This is a genomic window from Brevibacillus sp. AG162, from assembly GCF_006715575.1.
Lineage (GTDB): Bacteria > Bacillota > Bacilli > Brevibacillales > Brevibacillaceae > Brevibacillus > Brevibacillus brevis.
On record NZ_VFNO01000007.1, the window covers coordinates 275,047 to 291,796 of the forward strand.

Genomic DNA, 16,750 nt, shown 5'->3' on the forward strand with positions numbered 1-16,750 from the left:
AAACAGATGAAAAAAAGGTTGGGATTACTTGTCGCGGCTATTCTTGTGTTTGGAGGAACATCCGCTTATGCAGCCATGAAGGTATACGAATTGAAGAATGAGAAAGGGGAAGCAGTTGTAAAAGTACAGCAGACTGAAATGCCACAACCGCAAAGTAGTGCGGAAATAAAAACCTTTGAAGATGCAAGAAATTCGCTAAAGCCAGGAGAAGGCGCAGCAATCTATATGCCTGGACCGGACAATCCGGATAAACTTGTCTCCTTTACCTATAATCCTGTTATTCATGAATCCACACCACCGCTTCAGAAAGAAGTGGGGAGCTTTTATGAGGTACCAAATGAGCTCACGGGTGGCTACAAATTTGTAAAAGGGCATGTAAACTATACATTTGATTATAGCCAACCAGAGTTATTCGAAGAAATGTACAAGGAGGCAGAGAAGGAGAAGAAGCAAATCGTTGTGAGAAAAGTATCTCCTAAGCCAAATTTTGATAGAGTATATACGTTGTACAAAGGGAGTGAAGGGGCAGAGACGGAAGGGGACGTCTACATTGCCATCACGAACTTTGAAGGTATGAAATGGATCGAGGAAGATGCAGGACAGGATGGAATCGTAGAAAAAGTAAAAGTGCAAAAATACGAGGGAATGTATGTGGCCAAGAAGTTATTGGACGGAAAAGAAGAAAAAAAGGTACAGGTTTATCAAGAGGACAAGAATAGACTCATCGAAGTGGTTGCCATGAATCCTGCTCTGACGAAAAAAGATTTACTGATGATTACCGAAAATTTAAAGTAGATACACCTAATCGAAAATGTAACATTTATCCATATATGTACGTAATTACAAGAGCAGCTCCTTATTGGAGTCTGCTCTTAACTTTTTAGGGCAAAAGCATGAGTAAGGAGTGAAGAGATTGGCTGATGTTGCGCAAGAACAAAAAGGCTTACAGTGGCTATTGCTGGGGGCATTTGGGATCGGCTTACTGTTTGACTTGATGTTTTACGGGAAAGGATTGGGCATCTCTTATCTATTGTTCGTAATCGGCTTGTACGGTCTTTTTATTTGGCAGGCTAGGCAACGCATTCATTTACGCTTTTCTCGAAAGCAAGTACTCGACTGGACATGGACACTTCCGATTTTGCTATTGGCCTTTACCTTTTTTCTATTTTCCAATCCGCATTTTCATCTGTTCAACCTGTTACTAATTCCATTATTATTCGTGATCCAAACGATCCTGATCACCAAGCGTCATCAAGCGAAATGGTACGAAGCAGGCTTTTTCATGGAGATGATGGAGACATTGCTCCTTTACACCCCAAAGTATACGCGCCTGCCATTTAGGCTGACAAAGGAACGGATTAAGGACAGGTTGGACCAGGAGAAGTATGGGGTGATGAAGAAGGTTTTTATCGGAATCGGCATCTCGGTGCCTCTTCTGGTGATTGTACTCTCCTTGCTCTCGAATGCGGATAGTGTGTTTGGCCATTTTCTGGGTCAAATACCGCGAAGGGTGATTGATGTCGATTCACTTGAAGCAATCTTCCGAATGATGCTAATCGGGCTCATTACAATCCTTGTGTTTGCTTACATGTATTCTCTTTTCGGGAAACGAGAAGAAGTAGCGGAATTGCCTGTGCCCGAAGATGACAAGAAGATCGTCTGGGACGGGGTAATCCTTGTAACGATTTTGGCGATCATCAACATCGTGTACACAGCATTTACATATATTCAAATATCGTATTTGTTCAGCGGGGCGAAGCGGATTTTACCAGATGAATTGACGTACGCCGAATATGCTAGAAATGGCTTCAATGAGCTGGTGACGGTCACTGTTATTAATTTCTTGATTCTCCTATGCACGATGCACTTTGCATCACGGGCAAAACCAATGCTCTACCGGATTATTCAAGTTTTGCTGAGTATGCTGACGATTTGTACGGGTTTCATGCTCGTGTCCGCCTATTTCCGCCTCTCGCTGTATGAGGATGCTTACGGGTATACGCATACGAGGCTGTTAGCTCACGCTTTCATGATATTCCTGTTTGTGTTGTTTATCATTGCTCTTTTGAAAATTTGGCGAGATGGTTTCTCTTTGATCAAGTATTATGCGATTGTGACACTAGTGAGTTACGTCTTTCTGAACTACATCAATATGGACGTCATCATTGCCAAAAACAATATACAGCGTTACCATTCGACCGGAAACATCGATATCGAGTATTTGAGCGAGCTGTCTTATGACGCGATACCAGTGGTTATGGAGCTTGTACGTAACAAAAAGGTAGAAGAGAGGTTTATGGAGATGCTGCAGGAGCGGAAAGAGATTTTGTATGAGGACGATAGCTGGCAGTCTTTTAATCTCTCGGAGTATCGGGCAAAAGCTTATTTTCCATGAAAATAGTAAGGGCGGAGACGAGGTAATCTATCGTCTCCGTTTTGGTTGGAGCAAAAAGAGATAGAACAAGATTCCTCCTGCTATGATGATGACAATCCCTGTGGAAAAATAATCATTCCAATCGGGATTTGCTGAACGGACAGGCACTGTACCAGACCCCAATGCTTGCAAGTCTTCCCCTGTGTCTGCTTTTAGGGCTGTTCGTGTACAGATGTTGGTTTCTAGCTCATTTAGCTCCTAGCACCTTGCCTGTAAATACAGCAGCAGACAGATCCTTTGCTGTTAAAGGGTCAGGAGGTCTGGCACAACTACAGGCCGACGCAGGAAAAGGCTGGATGAAAAAGGTGAAAAGAATGACAAACGAGAAAAATGTAAGAATACCTTGAGCGTTCCTTAAAATCATCACTGATCCACTCCTCTAAACCATAAGAAGGGGAAAAGGGAGGATTGTTCCGAAAATGATGACATCAATTATTTTAAGTATCCTGGTGGGAATAATCTTTCTCGCCTACCATACGACTTATGTCAAAACAACGACAGTGAAGCTGACGATCCCTTCTGTACCCCCACTTACATTGGTTCATCTTTCCGATCCTCATGGACGAAAACGGTATTGGAATGGAGAGCTGCACAAACTGGTGAATGTTCACGATCCGGATTTGGTGATGGTGACGGGAGATTTGACACAGCACAGCGGGCAGTTGATGCGTGTGTTGAATGAGCTTGCGAAAATAAAGAGCGAGGATGGGATATTCTTCGTTCCAGGTAATTACGAGAGAGAAGCAGGAAGATTTCACAAAAAGGTCTATTCCGATGCGGTCTACCGTTCCCAAAAAAAGGCCTGGCAACAGGTGATGACAGTGTTGGAAAACGAGAGTACCGTGATAAAAAAGGACGCCAGTCGCATTTGGATATACGGCTTCGATAATTCGATATACGGCAATGAACGGCGTCCGGAACAAGAGATCCAGCAGGCGGGCTTGACCATCTTTTTAGCTCACTCTCCCAGCGTTATCTCGTTGATTCACAACGAGGGTTTGAAAGCTGACCTTCTCTTGACCGGACATACCCACGGTGGACAAGTTCGCTTGTTCAATCGGACGGTTGGTGCCTACAAGCATTTTCATGTAGGGCAAAAAGAGGATCACTCGGTTGGCATATTTGGCATCAGTCGCGGACTAGGTACTTCCAGACTGCCAATCCGGTTGAATTGCTTTCCAGAGATCACGGTATATGCGATCAATCAATCATGAACGCTCATGTTCAATAATCGTTCTCTAATTCGTCACTGTTCGTTCACAGCATGCCAGATTTTGGATTGATTTCATCGAGTAAGATGGAAGTGTAGAAAAAGAAGAAAGAAGGGGTCATTGTGAACAAGAAGTGGGGTCTATTGGTTTCTTCAGTTGCATTGTCTGCAATGTTGATTACAGCATGCGGCGGAGACAAGGATCAAGCTGCTAGCACGGATGCAGCGGCTCCTGCAGCGACTACTGGCACACAAGTGAATATAGAAGCTAGCAACTGGAAATTCAATCAAGAAACCTATGAAGTAAAAGCTGGCGAAGAATTCACGATCAACTTCAAGTCGACAGAAGGCTATCATGGAATTGGCATCCAAGGACTGGATGTAGACCTCCAAAAAGATGGCAGCAAAACGATGAAAATCGATACAGCTGGCGAGTACACCATCTTTTGCAACGTGATTTGTGGACCAGATCATGCCAAAATGGTAGCAAAATTAGTCGTGAAATAATTCGATTCAAAGAAGATCGATCGTGACATACAGGTGAGAAGTCACCAAGCATAAGTCCTCCCATGATGGAGGGCTTTTTTGCTTGTTATATACATGTTTTCGCGATTTTTGCACATGGTAAGGAGGAAAAGTTTTCAAGTCGGTGATGCGATCCAAAAAGGAGATGAGTGACACTGGATAAGAAACACTACTACGTGACCTTGCAAGCAGGAACGACAGTGGCAGAAATCCGCGATGAAAAAGGTTCGGCCACGTACGATTTTGAGATCGAAGCGACCGATGTCCAAGTAGGCATGATGCGAGATTTGTTCAATAACTGTGTCCATGGGGATTTCATGATGTGGATGCATGGACATACGCTATGGTCTGACATGCCGGATCGGGACAACGACGAATACGATGACAACCTGCGAGCCATCTACCAGCTTATTTATCAGTATGGCACCGAAAAGACGAAAAGCGATCTGAAGCAAATGGGTCTCGTAAAGCTATTGGGGCTGGATAAAGAAGAGCTGCGTCCTTTTTAACGGATCAATCATAAACGATTTCTACCAGAAGGAGTGAATAGTATGAAGATGTGGAAGCAAGGAATGATGACAACAGCGCTGGTAATGGGGCTCGCCATGCCAGGTGTCGCGTTGGCCCAAGATGTATCTGCAACAGTTGCCCAGGTGATCAAGCCGACTCACAGCCATGATGAGCATGGAGAGAAGCTCGTGAAGGTGCGGCATAGCTCAAACAGAGGCGTTCATCAAAAAATGTACATGCTCTTGCTAGCGGAAAAATATGCACCGGATAGCATAGAGAAATGGCAAGCAGCGTTTAAAGAACGCGATCGTTTAATGAGTGAGTTCGAAGCGCTGAGTGACGACCCGAAGTGGCAGGCGAAGCGGGAAGAACGAAAGCAACTGATCAACAAGCTGAATGAACAAGTTAAAAAGGGCCAAATAACCAACGAACAGATGGAAAAGCAGCTCAAGGAATGGAAAGACAAAAACATGGGGCCAAAAGAAGATCGTGACGTCCGAAAAGCTCGGATCGAGCAAATGAAAAAAACACACGAAGCTTTTGACTCTGCGATTGAATCTGGCGATACTGCCAAGATCAAGGAGTCACTCCAACAAATGCTGGAACAAATGCAAGCAAACAATTCTCGCATGGCGGAAAAGCTGGCTATGAAGAAAAAATAACGCTTCGAACAAAAAAAGGACGTGACCGACTTACTGGTACGCGTCCTTTTCCATATCGGTTACAAGCATAGCAGGGGTCCATTCATCCAGGAAGACCCTCTCTTCGGTTTGGCAGGAGGGACACCAGCCTGTATGGATGCATTGGTGGCGCGTACGATCCATGTAACCATTGTCCATCTTGGAATCGTCTATCTCCCGGTAAGGACTGTAGTCGCCATAAAAGTCATATAGACGGCCTGCGTCTTGCAGAGCTTGACCGCACGTTGTGCACGCTTGTTGGAGGGCAGTAAAGCCATTGCAAACTGGACAGAGATGAATCAAAGCGTATCGCCTCCTCGCTCCTCCTACTTTGCGCGCGAACAAAAGCGGTTATGCAAAGGAATAAAAAATCCCTGTGGCAGCCATAGGAGGCAACAACAGGGACGAAACATTTTTACGATTTGAAGTTGTCCATGCTGGAAGAATGACCAGGCTGCAATTTGGCATCCGGATTAAAGTAGGAAACCGCGTTGTTTACAGCGGTAGGGGCCTCACCAAATCCGACAGCGATCAGCTTGACCTTACCGGGGTAGGTTGCGATATCGCCTGCTGCGAAAATGCCTGGAATGTTTGATTCCATGCGGGTATCGACCACGATGGAGCCTTTTTCGAGCTCCAGCCCCCAGTTCTTGATCGGACCGAGAGAGGAGATGAAGCCGAAGTTGACAATGACTGCATCGACTTCCAGATCGATTTCTTCTTTTGTCGTGCAATGTGATAGCGTGAGTTTTTCGATGCGTTCCTCGCCGTGCAAAGCTGCAATTTCGTAAGGTGTCGTGACGTTTACTTTGGAGGACATGAGCATTTCTACGCTGTGCTCATGTGCGCGGAACTTATCTCTGCGATGGATGAGGTGTACTTCTTTTGCGATAGGTTCTAGCATGAGGGACCAGTCCAGAGCGGAATCACCGCCGCCAATAACAGCTACGCGCTGTCCCTTGAAGGAGTTCAGATCGGTAACAAAATAGTGCAGATTGGATTTTTCATATTTGACGGCATCTGGATGTTCCAGCCTGCGAGGTTCGAACGCTCCTACCCCAGCAGTGATGATTACGGATTTGGAGTAGTGAGTGCCTTTGTCCGTTGTGATTTCAAACACATCGTCTACTTTTTTTACGACATTTTCCACTTTCTCTTCCAGGCAAACGGTTTGCTGAAAGCGTGAAATCTGATCTTTCAGATTATTGATCAAATCTTGTGCTAAAACCTTTGGAAATCCGGCTACATCATATATGTACTTCTCCGGATAAAGAGCGGATAACTGCCCGCCTAGCTGGGGCATGCTCTCAATGATTTTTACACTGGCCTGCCTCATCCCGCCGTAAAAAGCGGTAAATAACCCGGCAGGGCCTCCACCAATGATCGTAATGTCGTAGATTTGCTCGTCCTTTTGCAGAAAATTCAATCCAAAGCACCTCCGAATTAATCGTAAGCGAACTCCTCAACCATTATAACCCATACAAGTGGAAAAACAGGAGAGAAAATTCGAAAGATGATAGGCAAAAAAACCTTGCAAATCCAATCGGTAGCCGATAAGATGAGGATGACTGTAAAGAAATTGTCACATTTTTCTTTGTCTGACTTTGTGCATTTTTTCACAGAGTGGTTCGGATGGCATCACAGGGCAATAATTCCGATACTACACGGATCATGAAATGGGGCATCTTAATTTGTACCAGACCACGTGAAAAATCGCACAATCTTCCTTACGTTACCATGAATAATGACATCATATATGATTGGAAGGGATACTGATGGGTACACCCAAAATCCTGATTCTTGGCGCTGGATACGGTGGTTTGCTCACAACGTTGCAGCTTCAGAAAAAGCTCAACTACAATGAGGCAGAAATCACCTTGGTCAACAAGCACAACTATCACTACATCACGACCTGGCTGCATGAGCCGGCTGCAGGTACAGCACCAGCGGATCACGCCCGCGTTAGTCTGGATGGCATTTTGAACAAGGACAAAGTCAACTTTGTCAAAGGAACGGTGCAAGCCATTCAGCCAGAGGAGCAGACCGTCACGCTCGAAAGTGGCGAGGTGCTGTCGTATGACTATCTCGTCATCGGATTGGGCAGCGAGCCAGAAACGTTCGGAATTGAGGGACTCAAGGAGCATGCCTTTAGCATTCGCAGCATCAATGCGGTCCGCAATATTCGTGAGCACATTGAGTACATGTTCTCCAAATTTAAAAATGAGCCGGATCGTACGGACTACCTCACATTTGTTGTGGGTGGAGCTGGCTTTACAGGCATTGAGTTTTGTGGAGAGCTCGGCGATCGTCTGCCAGAGCTGTGCCGAGAATTTGATGTCGATCCAGAGCTGGTGAAAGTCTACTGCATTGAGGCAGCACCAACTGCATTGCCTGGCTTTGATCCTGAACTGATCCAATATGCAATCGATGTATTGGAGAGAAAAGGCATCGAGTTCAAGATTGGAACACCGATCAAGCAGTGCACCCCGGATGGAGTGCTGTTGGCTACCGGGGAAGAAATCAAATCGAAGACGGTTATCTGGGCAGCAGGTGTCCGCGGCAACAGCATCGTGGAAAAAGCAGGCTTCGAAGTCATGCGCGGTCGGGTCAAGGTAGATGAATACTTGCGCGCGCCTGGTCATGAGAATGTTTTTGTCGTAGGAGATTGTGCCTTGATTTTCAACGAAGAAGGACGTCCGTACCCGCCAACTGCGCAAATCGCGGTACAGGAAGGCGAGACGCTGGGGGAGAATCTGGCTGCCTTAATCCGTGGCGATCTGCCTCAAAAATTCATCCCGCATCTGCAAGGAACACTGGCCTCTCTTGGAAAAGGCGAGGGGATCGGGCAAGTTGGTTCGAAAAAGCTGTTCGGCAGCACAGCAGCCATGATGAAAAAAGCGAGCGACCTGCGCTACTTGTACAAAATCGGCGGCGTCGGTCTCGCCTTGAAGAAAGTAAAGTTGTAAAACGATGCGTCACGCGAGCATTCAAGTCCGGGGGCTCATGGTCCGCGAAGAGATGGATCGGTACAACGCTATGATGGAAGTGGGCCTTTACCTGGAGGAACAGGGGCGACACGATTTAGCATGGCATGTACAGCGTGAAGTAGATATTCTCATCCTGCCTGCCATCGAACGGCTCAAAGAAAAGGGCCGCGAAAGGGATCGGGAAAATCTGCGATACATGATTGATAATGGGCTGCTGGATGACGAGGATGATTGATAGGTACCCCCGGCGAAGAAGAGCCGGGGGTTTCGTTTAGCTAGGACATGGAAGGAGCGAGCTGGATGCGCGAAGGGAAGGTTTGGCTAGGCGCCTGCGGGATCGTCATTCGCGGGCAAGAAGCATTGGTTGTCAAAAAAACGTACAGCGGATTAAAAGGGCAATGGTCGTTTCCTGCGGGATTCGTGCAGGAGGGTGAGACTGTAGATGAAGCAGCAGTGCGTGAGGTACTGGAAGAAACGGGTGTCGAGGCAGTCGTACGACAAGTAGCGGGAATCCGTTCAGGAGTCATCCGAGAGTCCATTAGCGACAATATGGTCGTTTTTTGGATGGATTACATAGGGGGAGAACCGCGTCCACAGGAAGGTGAGATCGCGGAGGCGAGATTTATGCCGATACAAGAGTTGCTTCATGACCCGTTGTCTTCGACATATTTGAAAATCATATTGCCGGACTATATCAGGCGGGAGCAGGGAATGACAGGTCAATCGTTTGATATCGACCCCGTTTTTCAATACACTTCCTATAAAATCTTTAAGTAATCCTGCGAATAAGCTAGATAAACTGCAATGTTTCCGCTTACATTGCGGTTTTTTTATTGATTTTTCGCGATGAAATACATTGTGAACCAAGGGAAGTTTCTGATATAGTTAGATACATCAAAATAATCTGAAAATACATGCAATTAATTCTCGCGCATGTATGCCGAAAGGGGAGCTCAACATGAGACAAAAACAAGAACAGTGCCCGTACTGCCATGGCCAAGGGTATTTCCAACTGCTCCTGGGGGGCTCGGAGAATTGCCCTAACTGTGATGGAGCAGGTACACAGGAAGCTCAGAAGGAAGCTGTTTCTTCTCATCAATAATGATTAGGGAACCTCGCATAGAAAACCGTCGAAGCGAATGCATCGGCGGTTTTTTCTGTCAGGCATGCATGCATACACATACAATAGGCTTCTCTTATTGACCGATCCCTCGCCTTTTTGCTACACTTAATACCGAAAATAGCCCGTCTTTCCTGTATTTGCATAAAGAAGTGGCAAAAGGTGGACAAGGTGGCAGGAGGTCTTTTTCGTCGATGAACTTGATGCAATTTATGGTATCCATTGTTCTGTTCTCCGTGCTAGGGTTTGGCATTGGGTTTATTTTAAACATGATTTTGAAAACGACATGGTTTCCTGTTGTGATCGGCGTCGGTGTAGTTGTAGGTGCACTTGTCTATCAACAAATCGTTCCGGGAATTTGGGATGCGCTCATTCTGGGCTGCGGCATGGCAGGTACAGTAGCGAGTGGCTGGACCATTCAAACGCTTCGCAAAAAAGGATATCGGATGTTTTAACAACAAGTACAAGCAGGCCTTTGTTTCAGGCCTGTTTTTCTTTTGGCATTTTATTGGAAAAACGTGCAACTGACTGAATATTTCTGTAATCAACCAAAATTTGTGTATACTTTCCTCCTCGTCGGGACATGACTAGAAACGAGAGGAGGTTTAACAAGAAATGAATGGGAAGCAGTTCGTAAGTATCGTCGCGCTGTTCATCCTGGTCTTGACGGCCTTCGCAAGCGATGGATACAGCTATAATGTTGTGGGAGACCACGGTGTCTCATCCACTTTTGGAATCAAGGAAACGAAAGAGGGGCAACATGTCGTCAAAAAACGGACGGTATCTGCCAGTTCTCTTACTCAAGTGATTGATAAAGCGGATGTATTTCACGATCAATATCCAAAAGTACGTGTAGTAGCGACAGGCTACTATGCCGGATACGAGTCGACGGGCAAAAATCCATCTCACCCGTCCTATGGCATTACATATTCAGGGGTAAAAGTACGTAGAGACGACTATTCCACGATTGCAGCTGATCTGCGCGTTTTCCCGCTGGGGACTATTTTGTACATTCCCGGTTATGGATATGGCGTCGTAGCTGACAAGGGTGGAGCGATTCGCGGCCATAAGATTGACCTGTATTTCGAGACTAAGCAGGACGTATTCTCGCAATGGGGGAAAAAATCAGTGGACGTGTATATCGTAAAAAAAGGCGAAGGCAAAGTAACGGAAGCTTTTCTGAATAGCTTGAACGAAAAAGGAATCGCAGCGATGGCGGAACCCGTCAGCGGCAAACAACAAACTGAATAGCAACTAACGAAAACGAATGGATGCCACATCGGTGGCATGAAAGAAAAAAGAAAAAACGTTCAAGGCACAGGCTTTGAACGTTTTTTGTGTCATTTTGTATGAATCAAATCAACCAGCTTCTCCAGTCCTTCCAAAATGCGAGGAGAAGGGCGGCAATAGAGGCCTTCTTCCAACAAGTGGACCTGATTGTTTCGAATCGCAGTCATGTTCACCCATTCTGGTCGGCTTGTAATCATGTCAGGCTTGATTCGCTTCAGTTCAATTCCGCACCAGACGATGCAAATATGATCCGGATTGCGTTCCATGACCATTTCCCGCGTGGCCTTGACGTTCGCGACAGGATAGTCTGCAAAAATATTGGTGGCACCCGCAATCTCACTTACATCGGTCAGCCAATTTTCCTGACCAGGTGTGTAGATGGGATTCGGCCACCATTCCCAGTACAGCTTCGGGCGTTGAACGTACTTCGCTGCTTTTTGTCGGATGCTTTCAATGGTTTCGTCAAATTGGACCGCAAGCTGCTCGGCTTGCCTCTGTGTTCCTGTCGCCTCACCGACGAGTCGGATGTCATGAGCAATTTCCCCGATTCGGGAAGGGTTCAGGACGATATGAGGAATGTCTCTGTCGCGCAGAGCTTCTATATTTTTCTCCATGCCAGGAACAGAGAGCGACGCTACGACCAGATCCGGTTGGAGGGCAGCGACCAGGTCCATATCAATTGTTAAATCGGGCCCAACTCGGGGGAGATGCTGCCACTCCAGCGGCCAGTCAGAGTGATCATCCAAACCGACGACATGCTCATGCAAGCCTAAATAATACAGGATTTCGGTATTGCTGGGGCAGATGGAAACAATGCGCATGGGAGCCCTCCTTTAAAAAAACGGATGGAGCAATAACGCAATCATCACGCCTAACCAACCGCCGATCAATACCTCGATGGGTTGATGACCGAGCAGTTCTTTCAGTTTTTTCGCTTTTTCCTGGTTAGGGCGTACTTTTAACGATTTCATTCCTTCTAGCAGGTGGTTGAATTCATCGACCAGCTTATTTAAGACAACGGCTTGCATACCGGCATGGCGGCGGACACCTGCGGCATCAAACATCACGATTACACCGAGAATGGCGGAAATAGCGAACATGTTGCTGCCAAAGCCCTCGCGCAGTCCCACGGCTGTGGATAGTGCTGTCACGGCAGAAGAGTGAGAGCTGGGCATACCGCCTGTACTCATGAGCAGTGACCATTGCCACGTTTTCGTTGCAAAAAAATGGAGGGGAATTTTAACAAATTGGGCGATCCCTATGGCTAGCAGTGCTGCCCATAAGGGGAAGTTTTCAAAAAAATCCGCCACGGAAAATCCATTCCTTTCTACTGTGCGCTTATCTCTAGGATTATTGTAACAGAAGGGCGTTGTCTTAATCCGTGAAGTTTTTGTTTGGATGTAAAGTCACTGCCAATCTGTGTTACCATGAAGACGGAAGGTTCGAAACGGAGGCATGCATCCATGGGGTATCCCGAGCAGTATTTACAGTTCATTGAAAAATTCAATGATGGAGAATACTACGAATGCCACGATCTGTTGGAAGACATCTGGATGGAAGATAAGTCAGACAAGTTTTTGCAAGGATTGCTGCAATTGTCAGTCGGACTGTATCACCAAGAGTACGGCAATATAAAAGGTGCTCGCTGGATGTTAGGCAATGCACGAAAGTATTTGACCCGTTACCAGCCAGTTCATTGGGGACTGGACGTAACAAGAGTTCTTCGTTACATAGATGAATGCGAGAAATTGTTGCCGGAAAAGGATGTCATTTCTTATACAGAGGCAAAAGCCATGACGTTTCCACCCTTGCGCTTATATGTCGACACATCATGTTAAACAAATGTGCCCATATAGTATCCTACCACACAGAAAGAGGGAAGAGTATATGAAAGTAGCAGTAGAAAAACGCATACAGCTTGTGAATATCGCGTGTGATGAACTGATTGTCCCACTATGGAAGGGTGAGGAGATTTCTCAAGTATACCCGGAATTGGACGAAGCTTTTGGAGGCAGTCTGAGTGGCTTGCAGCAGGACAAGGAAATTACCGGTGAGGCGAAGGAAATTACGGTTGTCCACGGAATGAACAGCGTAGCTGCGAAAAAACTGTTGATCGTCGGGATGGGTGAACCAGGCAAATTTGATTTCGTCACAGCCCGAAATGCATGGGGACGTGCAGCCAAAACAGTTGTGGGAAAAGGCAACGGCAAAACAGTGGTTGTTGATTTGCCAACAACAGAGCATCTGAGTGCTGACCGTCTGGCGCAGGCAGTAACGGAAGCCTTTGGACTTGCCGAATACAACTACGAGGGCTACCGTCAAAAGGCAAAGCGTGAGTTTGACCCAATTGCGACGGTGCAAATTTTGTCAGCAGATGCCGATGCTTCGTTGGTACAGGCAGGTGTTGCACGTGGTTCGGCGCTCGTATCCGGGACGAATCTGGCACGCACGCTCGTCAATGAACCAGCTAACTACTTGACTCCACGCGCATTGAAGGATGCGATGGTCGAGGTAGCAGAGCGCTATGGCATGACTGTGGAAGTAATGGAAAAAGCGAAGCTGGAAGAGCTGGGGATGGGCGGAGTACTCTCTGTAGCGAAAGGCAGCGAGCTTGAGCCTTATGTCGTGGTAGTCAAATATCAAGGAAGAGACACGTGGGACGATGTCATCGGCTTGATCGGGAAAGGCGTGACGTTTGATACAGGTGGGATTTCCATCAAGCCAGTAGCTGGCATGGAAGACATGAAGTCGGACATGGGTGGAGCGGCTGCGATGATCGGCGCATTGGAGGCACTGGGGCAAATCAAACCGAAAGTAAACGTACTCGCTGTCGTCGGTACCGTGGAAAACATGCCATCCGGAACAGCATTCCGTCCAGGCGATGTCATCACGACCATGAGCGGCAAAACGGTGGAGATTATTACGACAGACGCAGAAGGTCGCCTCGTCCTGGCTGATTGCATCACCTATGCAAAAGAGCAAGGTGTGTCTTGCCTGGTGGATGCCGCTACCTTGACAGGTGGTATCGTGGTCGCGCTCGGTCATTTCTGCTCCGGTGCGATGACCAACGACAAAGCACTGATGGATGAGCTAATGAATGCAGCAGATGTCGCAGGCGAGCGTTTGTGGCAGCTCCCTACCTTTGAGGAGTATCGCAGCCTGAACAAGAGCCGCTTTGCCGATTTGAAAAACTCGGGTGGACGTTATGGCCACGGCATCATCGGTGGTGTTTTCCTGCAAGAATTCGTTGGCGACACACCTTGGGTACATCTGGACATCGCGGGTACGGCATACACAGCAAGTGCTGGCGACATGCAACCAGTTGGCGGTACCGGAGCAATGACGCGCACGATTGTTGAGTTTGTTTCCAGCCGTAGTGAATAAGAGGTAGTTCCATATCTCATTTCAATATAAAAGAGGAGTGTTTTCACATGGCACAAAATCCAAGCAACGAAGCACGTCGTCAACTGCTGGAGGATGCAAAAACGATCGCAGTAGTGGGTCTGTCCAACAAGCCGGACCGCACCAGCTATATGGTATCGCAAGCTATGCAGAACGTGGGCTACAAGATCATCCCGGTCAATCCTGTCATCGCGGGTGAAACGGTTTTGGGTGAAAAAGTGCTTGCCAGTCTGTCTGAGATCGATCAACCAGTCGACATCGTCGATGTGTTCCGCCGAAGCGAAGACATGATGCCTGTTGCAGAGGATGCATTGAAAATGAAGAACAAGCCAAAAGTGTTCTGGATGCAACAAGGCATTGCCAATGAAGAAGCGGCTAAACTGGTTGCAGATCAAGGCATCGAGGTTGTGCAGGACATGTGCATCAAGGTAGATCACGCCCTTTTGCGGGTTGGAAAATAATCGAGAACACTGATCAGCGAGGGGAGTGGAACCAACATGTTTATCAATCCATCAGCAGACACCAAACGCGACCGTATTCCCCCTAATCAGAAGCAGACGACAGGTTTTCCTGTCCTGCACTACGGGGAGGTTCCTGAATATACAGACCTGTCCACCGAGTGGAGCTTTCGTCTTTTCGGTCTCGTCGAAGAGGAAGTTGCATTGACCTATGAGCAAATGATGGCTCTGCCAAAAGGCGGCACGACCAATGATATTCACTGCGTTACAGGGTGGAGCAAGCTGGACAATGAATGGGAAGGCATTCCGGTGGAGGAAGTTCTGAAGCTGGTAAAGGTGAAGCCGGAAGCGAAGTACGTCATGCTGCACGCTGAGCACGGATGGACGGTGAACATTCCGCTTGTCGACTTCATGAAAAACGGTAATCTGTTCGCTACGAAACATAATGGCGAGGATTTGACCCCTGAGCACGGCTGGCCGCTGCGCTTTGTCATCCCGCATCTCTACTTCTGGAAAAGCGCCAAGTGGGTACGTGGGATTGAGTTTATGGAGAAAGACAAACAAGGGTTTTGGGAGAAGAACGGGTATAATATGTATGGCGACCCGTGGCTTGAACAACGTTTCGCTTGGGATTAAATAGAAATAGAAAGGGGCGGATAATCTCCGCCTCTTAATTTGTTTTAAAGGACTTAATTTCACAAGCTACTCGTCGTCCTGGTCCACCTACGGCTTCACCATATGAGTCTATGACTATTTCAGAAAACAGAGTATGCATAATAAGTTTTTTGTGTTCGAGTTCAAAATGGCCCCAGTTTTCTTTCATAGTACGTGCCATATCGATGACTTCTTGATTTGTTAACTTAACAATTGGTTTAGCAGGTGCTACTTGTGAGGTTAATTGATTACGAATTGCTGTTTCACGATCATTTTCTTCCTGCATCCGCTGGCCCAAATCTTCTATTGATATGGCCTCATTAGCGAATGCCATTTGCCACTTCTTTTTTCTTTTCTGTATTTCGGATAGTTCATTTTCTAGTTGGCTGTTGTCTATTGTGTCAACCTCCAAGTCCTCTCTTGAGAAATTGATATCTTTTTTCCATGATCCACTAACAATTACATCTGCTTTTTATAATACAAGCTTTTCAATTGTATCCTCGGCAATAATTGGCAAATCACATACTCCAAGGGAGAATCTGCCACGACAACGATAAAAACGATAGTTCTGGAGCTTTTGTTTCTTTTCGCCACCATTAATTGTATTTCCACATCTTGAACACCGCAGTAGCCCTGTAAAGGGGAAGCATACGTGAGTTTTTTCCTGGTGTAACGATCCAGAAACAATTTCCTACCACGTGGGCAATAGCAACCGTCATACGCTAGGAATTTGCCTTGTAGGTGATTTCCGGACACAGCAACCAACCGCAGCACAGCTCGATGCGGCGAATCGCCTGATCCAGCACCTACAGGTACAGATTCCAACCATGAAGCAGGTGCTTGGTCACCAGGAGTACCCCGGATATGCGTGGAAAAACTGCCCTGCATTTCCGATGGGCAAGTTTCGGTCGGATTATTCACAGTATTTACAGAAGCCTGTGGACAAAGCGGACAAACCACAGCAAGTCCCGGTTGCCATCAGCCTGAATGGCTCGCTGTTAGCAGTGACTGGTTTCCTACAGGATGGCGTGTCTATGCTACCTGTCAGAGCGGTAGCCAATACTGCTGGTGGAAAAGTGGAGTGGATTGAACAGACGAAGGACGTTCTCGTTAACGGCAAAGACCTAAACGAGAAGGTCATAGAGGGATCGGCTTATGCTCCTGCTCGTGAGCTGGCTGCCGCACTTTGTCTTCAGGTTGAGTGGGACGGAAGTACAAATACAGTAATGTTGAAAGGATGACTATTGTGGATAAGACGAACAAAAAGAAACAGGGAGTTTTGATGATCGTTGGAGGCGTTCTTGCAATTGCAGGAGCAGGTTATGGGCTACTGTCAGATGAACAAACCAAGGCGATCCAGCAGGCAATTGAGGAAAGCCGTCAGGAAGAAATGAGTTAGATCAGATTCTGAAAAAGCATATGATGGCGATTCATTTGGAGCATCCATACTATGGTTATCCACGAATGCAGGTAGCATTAA

Annotated in this window: 24 protein-coding genes; 18 read left to right on the forward strand and 6 right to left on the reverse strand. The window is 46.8% G+C overall.

All coding sequences use genetic code 11. The features are described from left to right. Positions 1 to 6: 6 nt before the first annotated feature. The 6 genes from FB479_RS21560 to FB479_RS21590 all read left to right on the forward strand — a co-directional run bounded on the left by FB479_RS21560 (position 7) and on the right by FB479_RS21590 (position 5,341). Positions 7 to 795 carry a hypothetical protein gene (locus FB479_RS21560; RefSeq protein ID WP_232030272.1) on the forward strand — a complete coding sequence of 263 codons (789 nt, stop codon included), beginning with the start codon at positions 7 to 9 and terminating at the stop codon, positions 793 to 795. 109 nt (positions 796 to 904) lie between these two features. Then, the gene (locus tag FB479_RS21565) at positions 905 to 2,395 is read left to right on the forward strand and encodes a DUF4153 domain-containing protein (RefSeq protein WP_255438495.1); all 1,491 of its coding nucleotides are present in this window, start codon (positions 905 to 907) and stop codon (positions 2,393 to 2,395) included. Between the two features lie 458 nt (positions 2,396 to 2,853). Then, a complete protein-coding gene (locus FB479_RS21575) occupies positions 2,854 to 3,648 on the forward strand; it encodes a metallophosphoesterase (protein WP_142066657.1) in 795 nt (264 codons plus the stop codon). Between the two features lie 119 nt (positions 3,649 to 3,767). Then, positions 3,768 to 4,151, forward strand: coding sequence for a cupredoxin domain-containing protein (locus FB479_RS21580; RefSeq protein ID WP_106653602.1), 384 nt, complete (start codon positions 3,768 to 3,770; stop codon positions 4,149 to 4,151). 167 nt (positions 4,152 to 4,318) lie between these two features. Next, positions 4,319 to 4,678 carry a hypothetical protein gene (locus tag FB479_RS21585; RefSeq protein WP_142066658.1) on the forward strand — a complete coding sequence of 120 codons (360 nt, stop codon included), beginning with the start codon at positions 4,319 to 4,321 and terminating at the stop codon, positions 4,676 to 4,678. Between the two features lie 42 nt (positions 4,679 to 4,720). Next, positions 4,721 to 5,341, forward strand: a complete 621-nt coding sequence (locus tag FB479_RS21590; RefSeq protein WP_142066659.1) for a hypothetical protein — start codon at positions 4,721 to 4,723, stop codon at positions 5,339 to 5,341. 30 nt (positions 5,342 to 5,371) lie between these two features. Here the strand turns inward: FB479_RS21590 and FB479_RS21595 are convergent, their stop codons facing one another. Continuing rightward, positions 5,372 to 5,662 (reverse strand): hypothetical protein, encoded by a 291-nt coding sequence (locus FB479_RS21595; RefSeq protein WP_106653604.1) that lies wholly within the window; start codon positions 5,660 to 5,662, stop codon positions 5,372 to 5,374. A 112-nt stretch (positions 5,663 to 5,774) separates the two neighbouring features. Beyond that, the gene (locus FB479_RS21600; RefSeq protein WP_106653605.1) at positions 5,775 to 6,785 is read right to left on the reverse strand and encodes an NAD(P)/FAD-dependent oxidoreductase; all 1,011 of its coding nucleotides are present in this window, start codon (positions 6,783 to 6,785) and stop codon (positions 5,775 to 5,777) included. 349 nt (positions 6,786 to 7,134) lie between these two features. Between FB479_RS21600 and FB479_RS21605 the strand changes: the two genes are divergently transcribed. The 6 genes from FB479_RS21605 (at position 7,135) to FB479_RS21625 (ending at position 10,717) form a co-directional block, all read left to right on the forward strand. Further along, the gene (locus FB479_RS21605; protein WP_106653606.1) at positions 7,135 to 8,325 is read left to right on the forward strand and encodes an NAD(P)/FAD-dependent oxidoreductase; all 1,191 of its coding nucleotides are present in this window, start codon (positions 7,135 to 7,137) and stop codon (positions 8,323 to 8,325) included. Positions 8,326 to 8,329: 4 nt separating this feature from the next. Then, positions 8,330 to 8,581, forward strand: a complete 252-nt coding sequence (locus FB479_RS21610) for a hypothetical protein (protein WP_007716742.1) — start codon at positions 8,330 to 8,332, stop codon at positions 8,579 to 8,581. 65 nt (positions 8,582 to 8,646) lie between these two features. Further along, on the forward strand, positions 8,647 to 9,123 hold the full coding sequence (locus tag FB479_RS21615) for an NUDIX domain-containing protein (protein ID WP_106653607.1): 477 nt from the start codon (positions 8,647 to 8,649) through the stop codon (positions 9,121 to 9,123). A gap of 181 nt (positions 9,124 to 9,304) precedes the next feature. Then, a complete protein-coding gene (locus FB479_RS30585) occupies positions 9,305 to 9,448 on the forward strand; it encodes a YuiA family protein (RefSeq protein ID WP_173616474.1) in 144 nt (47 codons plus the stop codon). Between the two features lie 212 nt (positions 9,449 to 9,660). Next, positions 9,661 to 9,921: a YuiB family protein gene (locus FB479_RS21620; RefSeq protein ID WP_106653608.1), complete on the forward strand. Its 261-nt coding sequence runs from the start codon at positions 9,661 to 9,663 to the stop codon at positions 9,919 to 9,921. 160 nt (positions 9,922 to 10,081) lie between these two features. Continuing rightward, complete coding sequence (locus FB479_RS21625; RefSeq protein WP_106653609.1) at positions 10,082 to 10,717, forward strand: 3D domain-containing protein; 636 nt, start codon at positions 10,082 to 10,084, stop codon at positions 10,715 to 10,717. Between the two features lie 89 nt (positions 10,718 to 10,806). Here FB479_RS21625 and FB479_RS21630 read toward each other — a convergent pair whose 3' ends face one another. Next, positions 10,807 to 11,577 carry a cobalamin-binding protein gene (locus tag FB479_RS21630; RefSeq protein WP_142066660.1) on the reverse strand — a complete coding sequence of 257 codons (771 nt, stop codon included), beginning with the start codon at positions 11,575 to 11,577 and terminating at the stop codon, positions 10,807 to 10,809. A 12-nt stretch (positions 11,578 to 11,589) separates the two neighbouring features. Further along, on the reverse strand, positions 11,590 to 12,066 hold the full coding sequence (locus FB479_RS21635) for a divergent PAP2 family protein (protein ID WP_106653611.1): 477 nt from the start codon (positions 12,064 to 12,066) through the stop codon (positions 11,590 to 11,592). Between the two features lie 153 nt (positions 12,067 to 12,219). Here FB479_RS21635 and FB479_RS21640 point away from each other — a divergent pair, with 153 nt between their 5' ends. Genes FB479_RS21640 through FB479_RS21655 form a run of 4 tightly spaced genes read left to right on the forward strand, consistent with a single transcriptional unit; the run spans position 12,220 to position 15,252 of the window. After that, the gene (locus FB479_RS21640; protein WP_017251328.1) at positions 12,220 to 12,594 is read left to right on the forward strand and encodes a DUF309 domain-containing protein; all 375 of its coding nucleotides are present in this window, start codon (positions 12,220 to 12,222) and stop codon (positions 12,592 to 12,594) included. Between the two features lie 49 nt (positions 12,595 to 12,643). Continuing rightward, positions 12,644 to 14,140, forward strand: a complete 1,497-nt coding sequence (locus FB479_RS21645) for a leucyl aminopeptidase (RefSeq protein WP_142066661.1) — start codon at positions 12,644 to 12,646, stop codon at positions 14,138 to 14,140. A gap of 47 nt (positions 14,141 to 14,187) precedes the next feature. Further along, a complete protein-coding gene (locus FB479_RS21650) occupies positions 14,188 to 14,619 on the forward strand; it encodes a CoA-binding protein (protein WP_142066662.1) in 432 nt (143 codons plus the stop codon). Between the two features lie 36 nt (positions 14,620 to 14,655). Then, positions 14,656 to 15,252 carry a sulfite oxidase-like oxidoreductase gene (locus FB479_RS21655; protein WP_142066663.1) on the forward strand — a complete coding sequence of 199 codons (597 nt, stop codon included), beginning with the start codon at positions 14,656 to 14,658 and terminating at the stop codon, positions 15,250 to 15,252. 34 nt (positions 15,253 to 15,286) lie between these two features. On the opposite strand, the gene FB479_RS21660 is transcribed toward FB479_RS21655, so the two are convergent. Beyond that, positions 15,287 to 15,682, reverse strand: coding sequence for a hypothetical protein (locus FB479_RS21660; protein ID WP_142066664.1), 396 nt, complete (start codon positions 15,680 to 15,682; stop codon positions 15,287 to 15,289). A gap of 60 nt (positions 15,683 to 15,742) precedes the next feature. After that, entirely contained in the window at positions 15,743 to 15,958 is a 216-nt protein-coding gene (locus FB479_RS31290; protein WP_142066672.1) for a recombinase zinc ribbon domain-containing protein, read from the reverse strand. Here FB479_RS31290 and FB479_RS21670 point away from each other — a divergent pair. Together FB479_RS21670 and FB479_RS30590 are read left to right on the forward strand one after the other, a co-directional pair. Further along, a complete protein-coding gene (locus tag FB479_RS21670) occupies positions 15,957 to 16,511 on the forward strand; it encodes a stalk domain-containing protein (RefSeq protein ID WP_255438496.1) in 555 nt (184 codons plus the stop codon). The genes FB479_RS31290 and FB479_RS21670 overlap by 2 nt on opposite strands. A gap of 5 nt (positions 16,512 to 16,516) precedes the next feature. Continuing rightward, on the forward strand, positions 16,517 to 16,669 hold the full coding sequence (locus FB479_RS30590; RefSeq protein ID WP_185746398.1) for a hypothetical protein: 153 nt from the start codon (positions 16,517 to 16,519) through the stop codon (positions 16,667 to 16,669). Positions 16,670 to 16,750 lie beyond the last annotated feature (81 nt).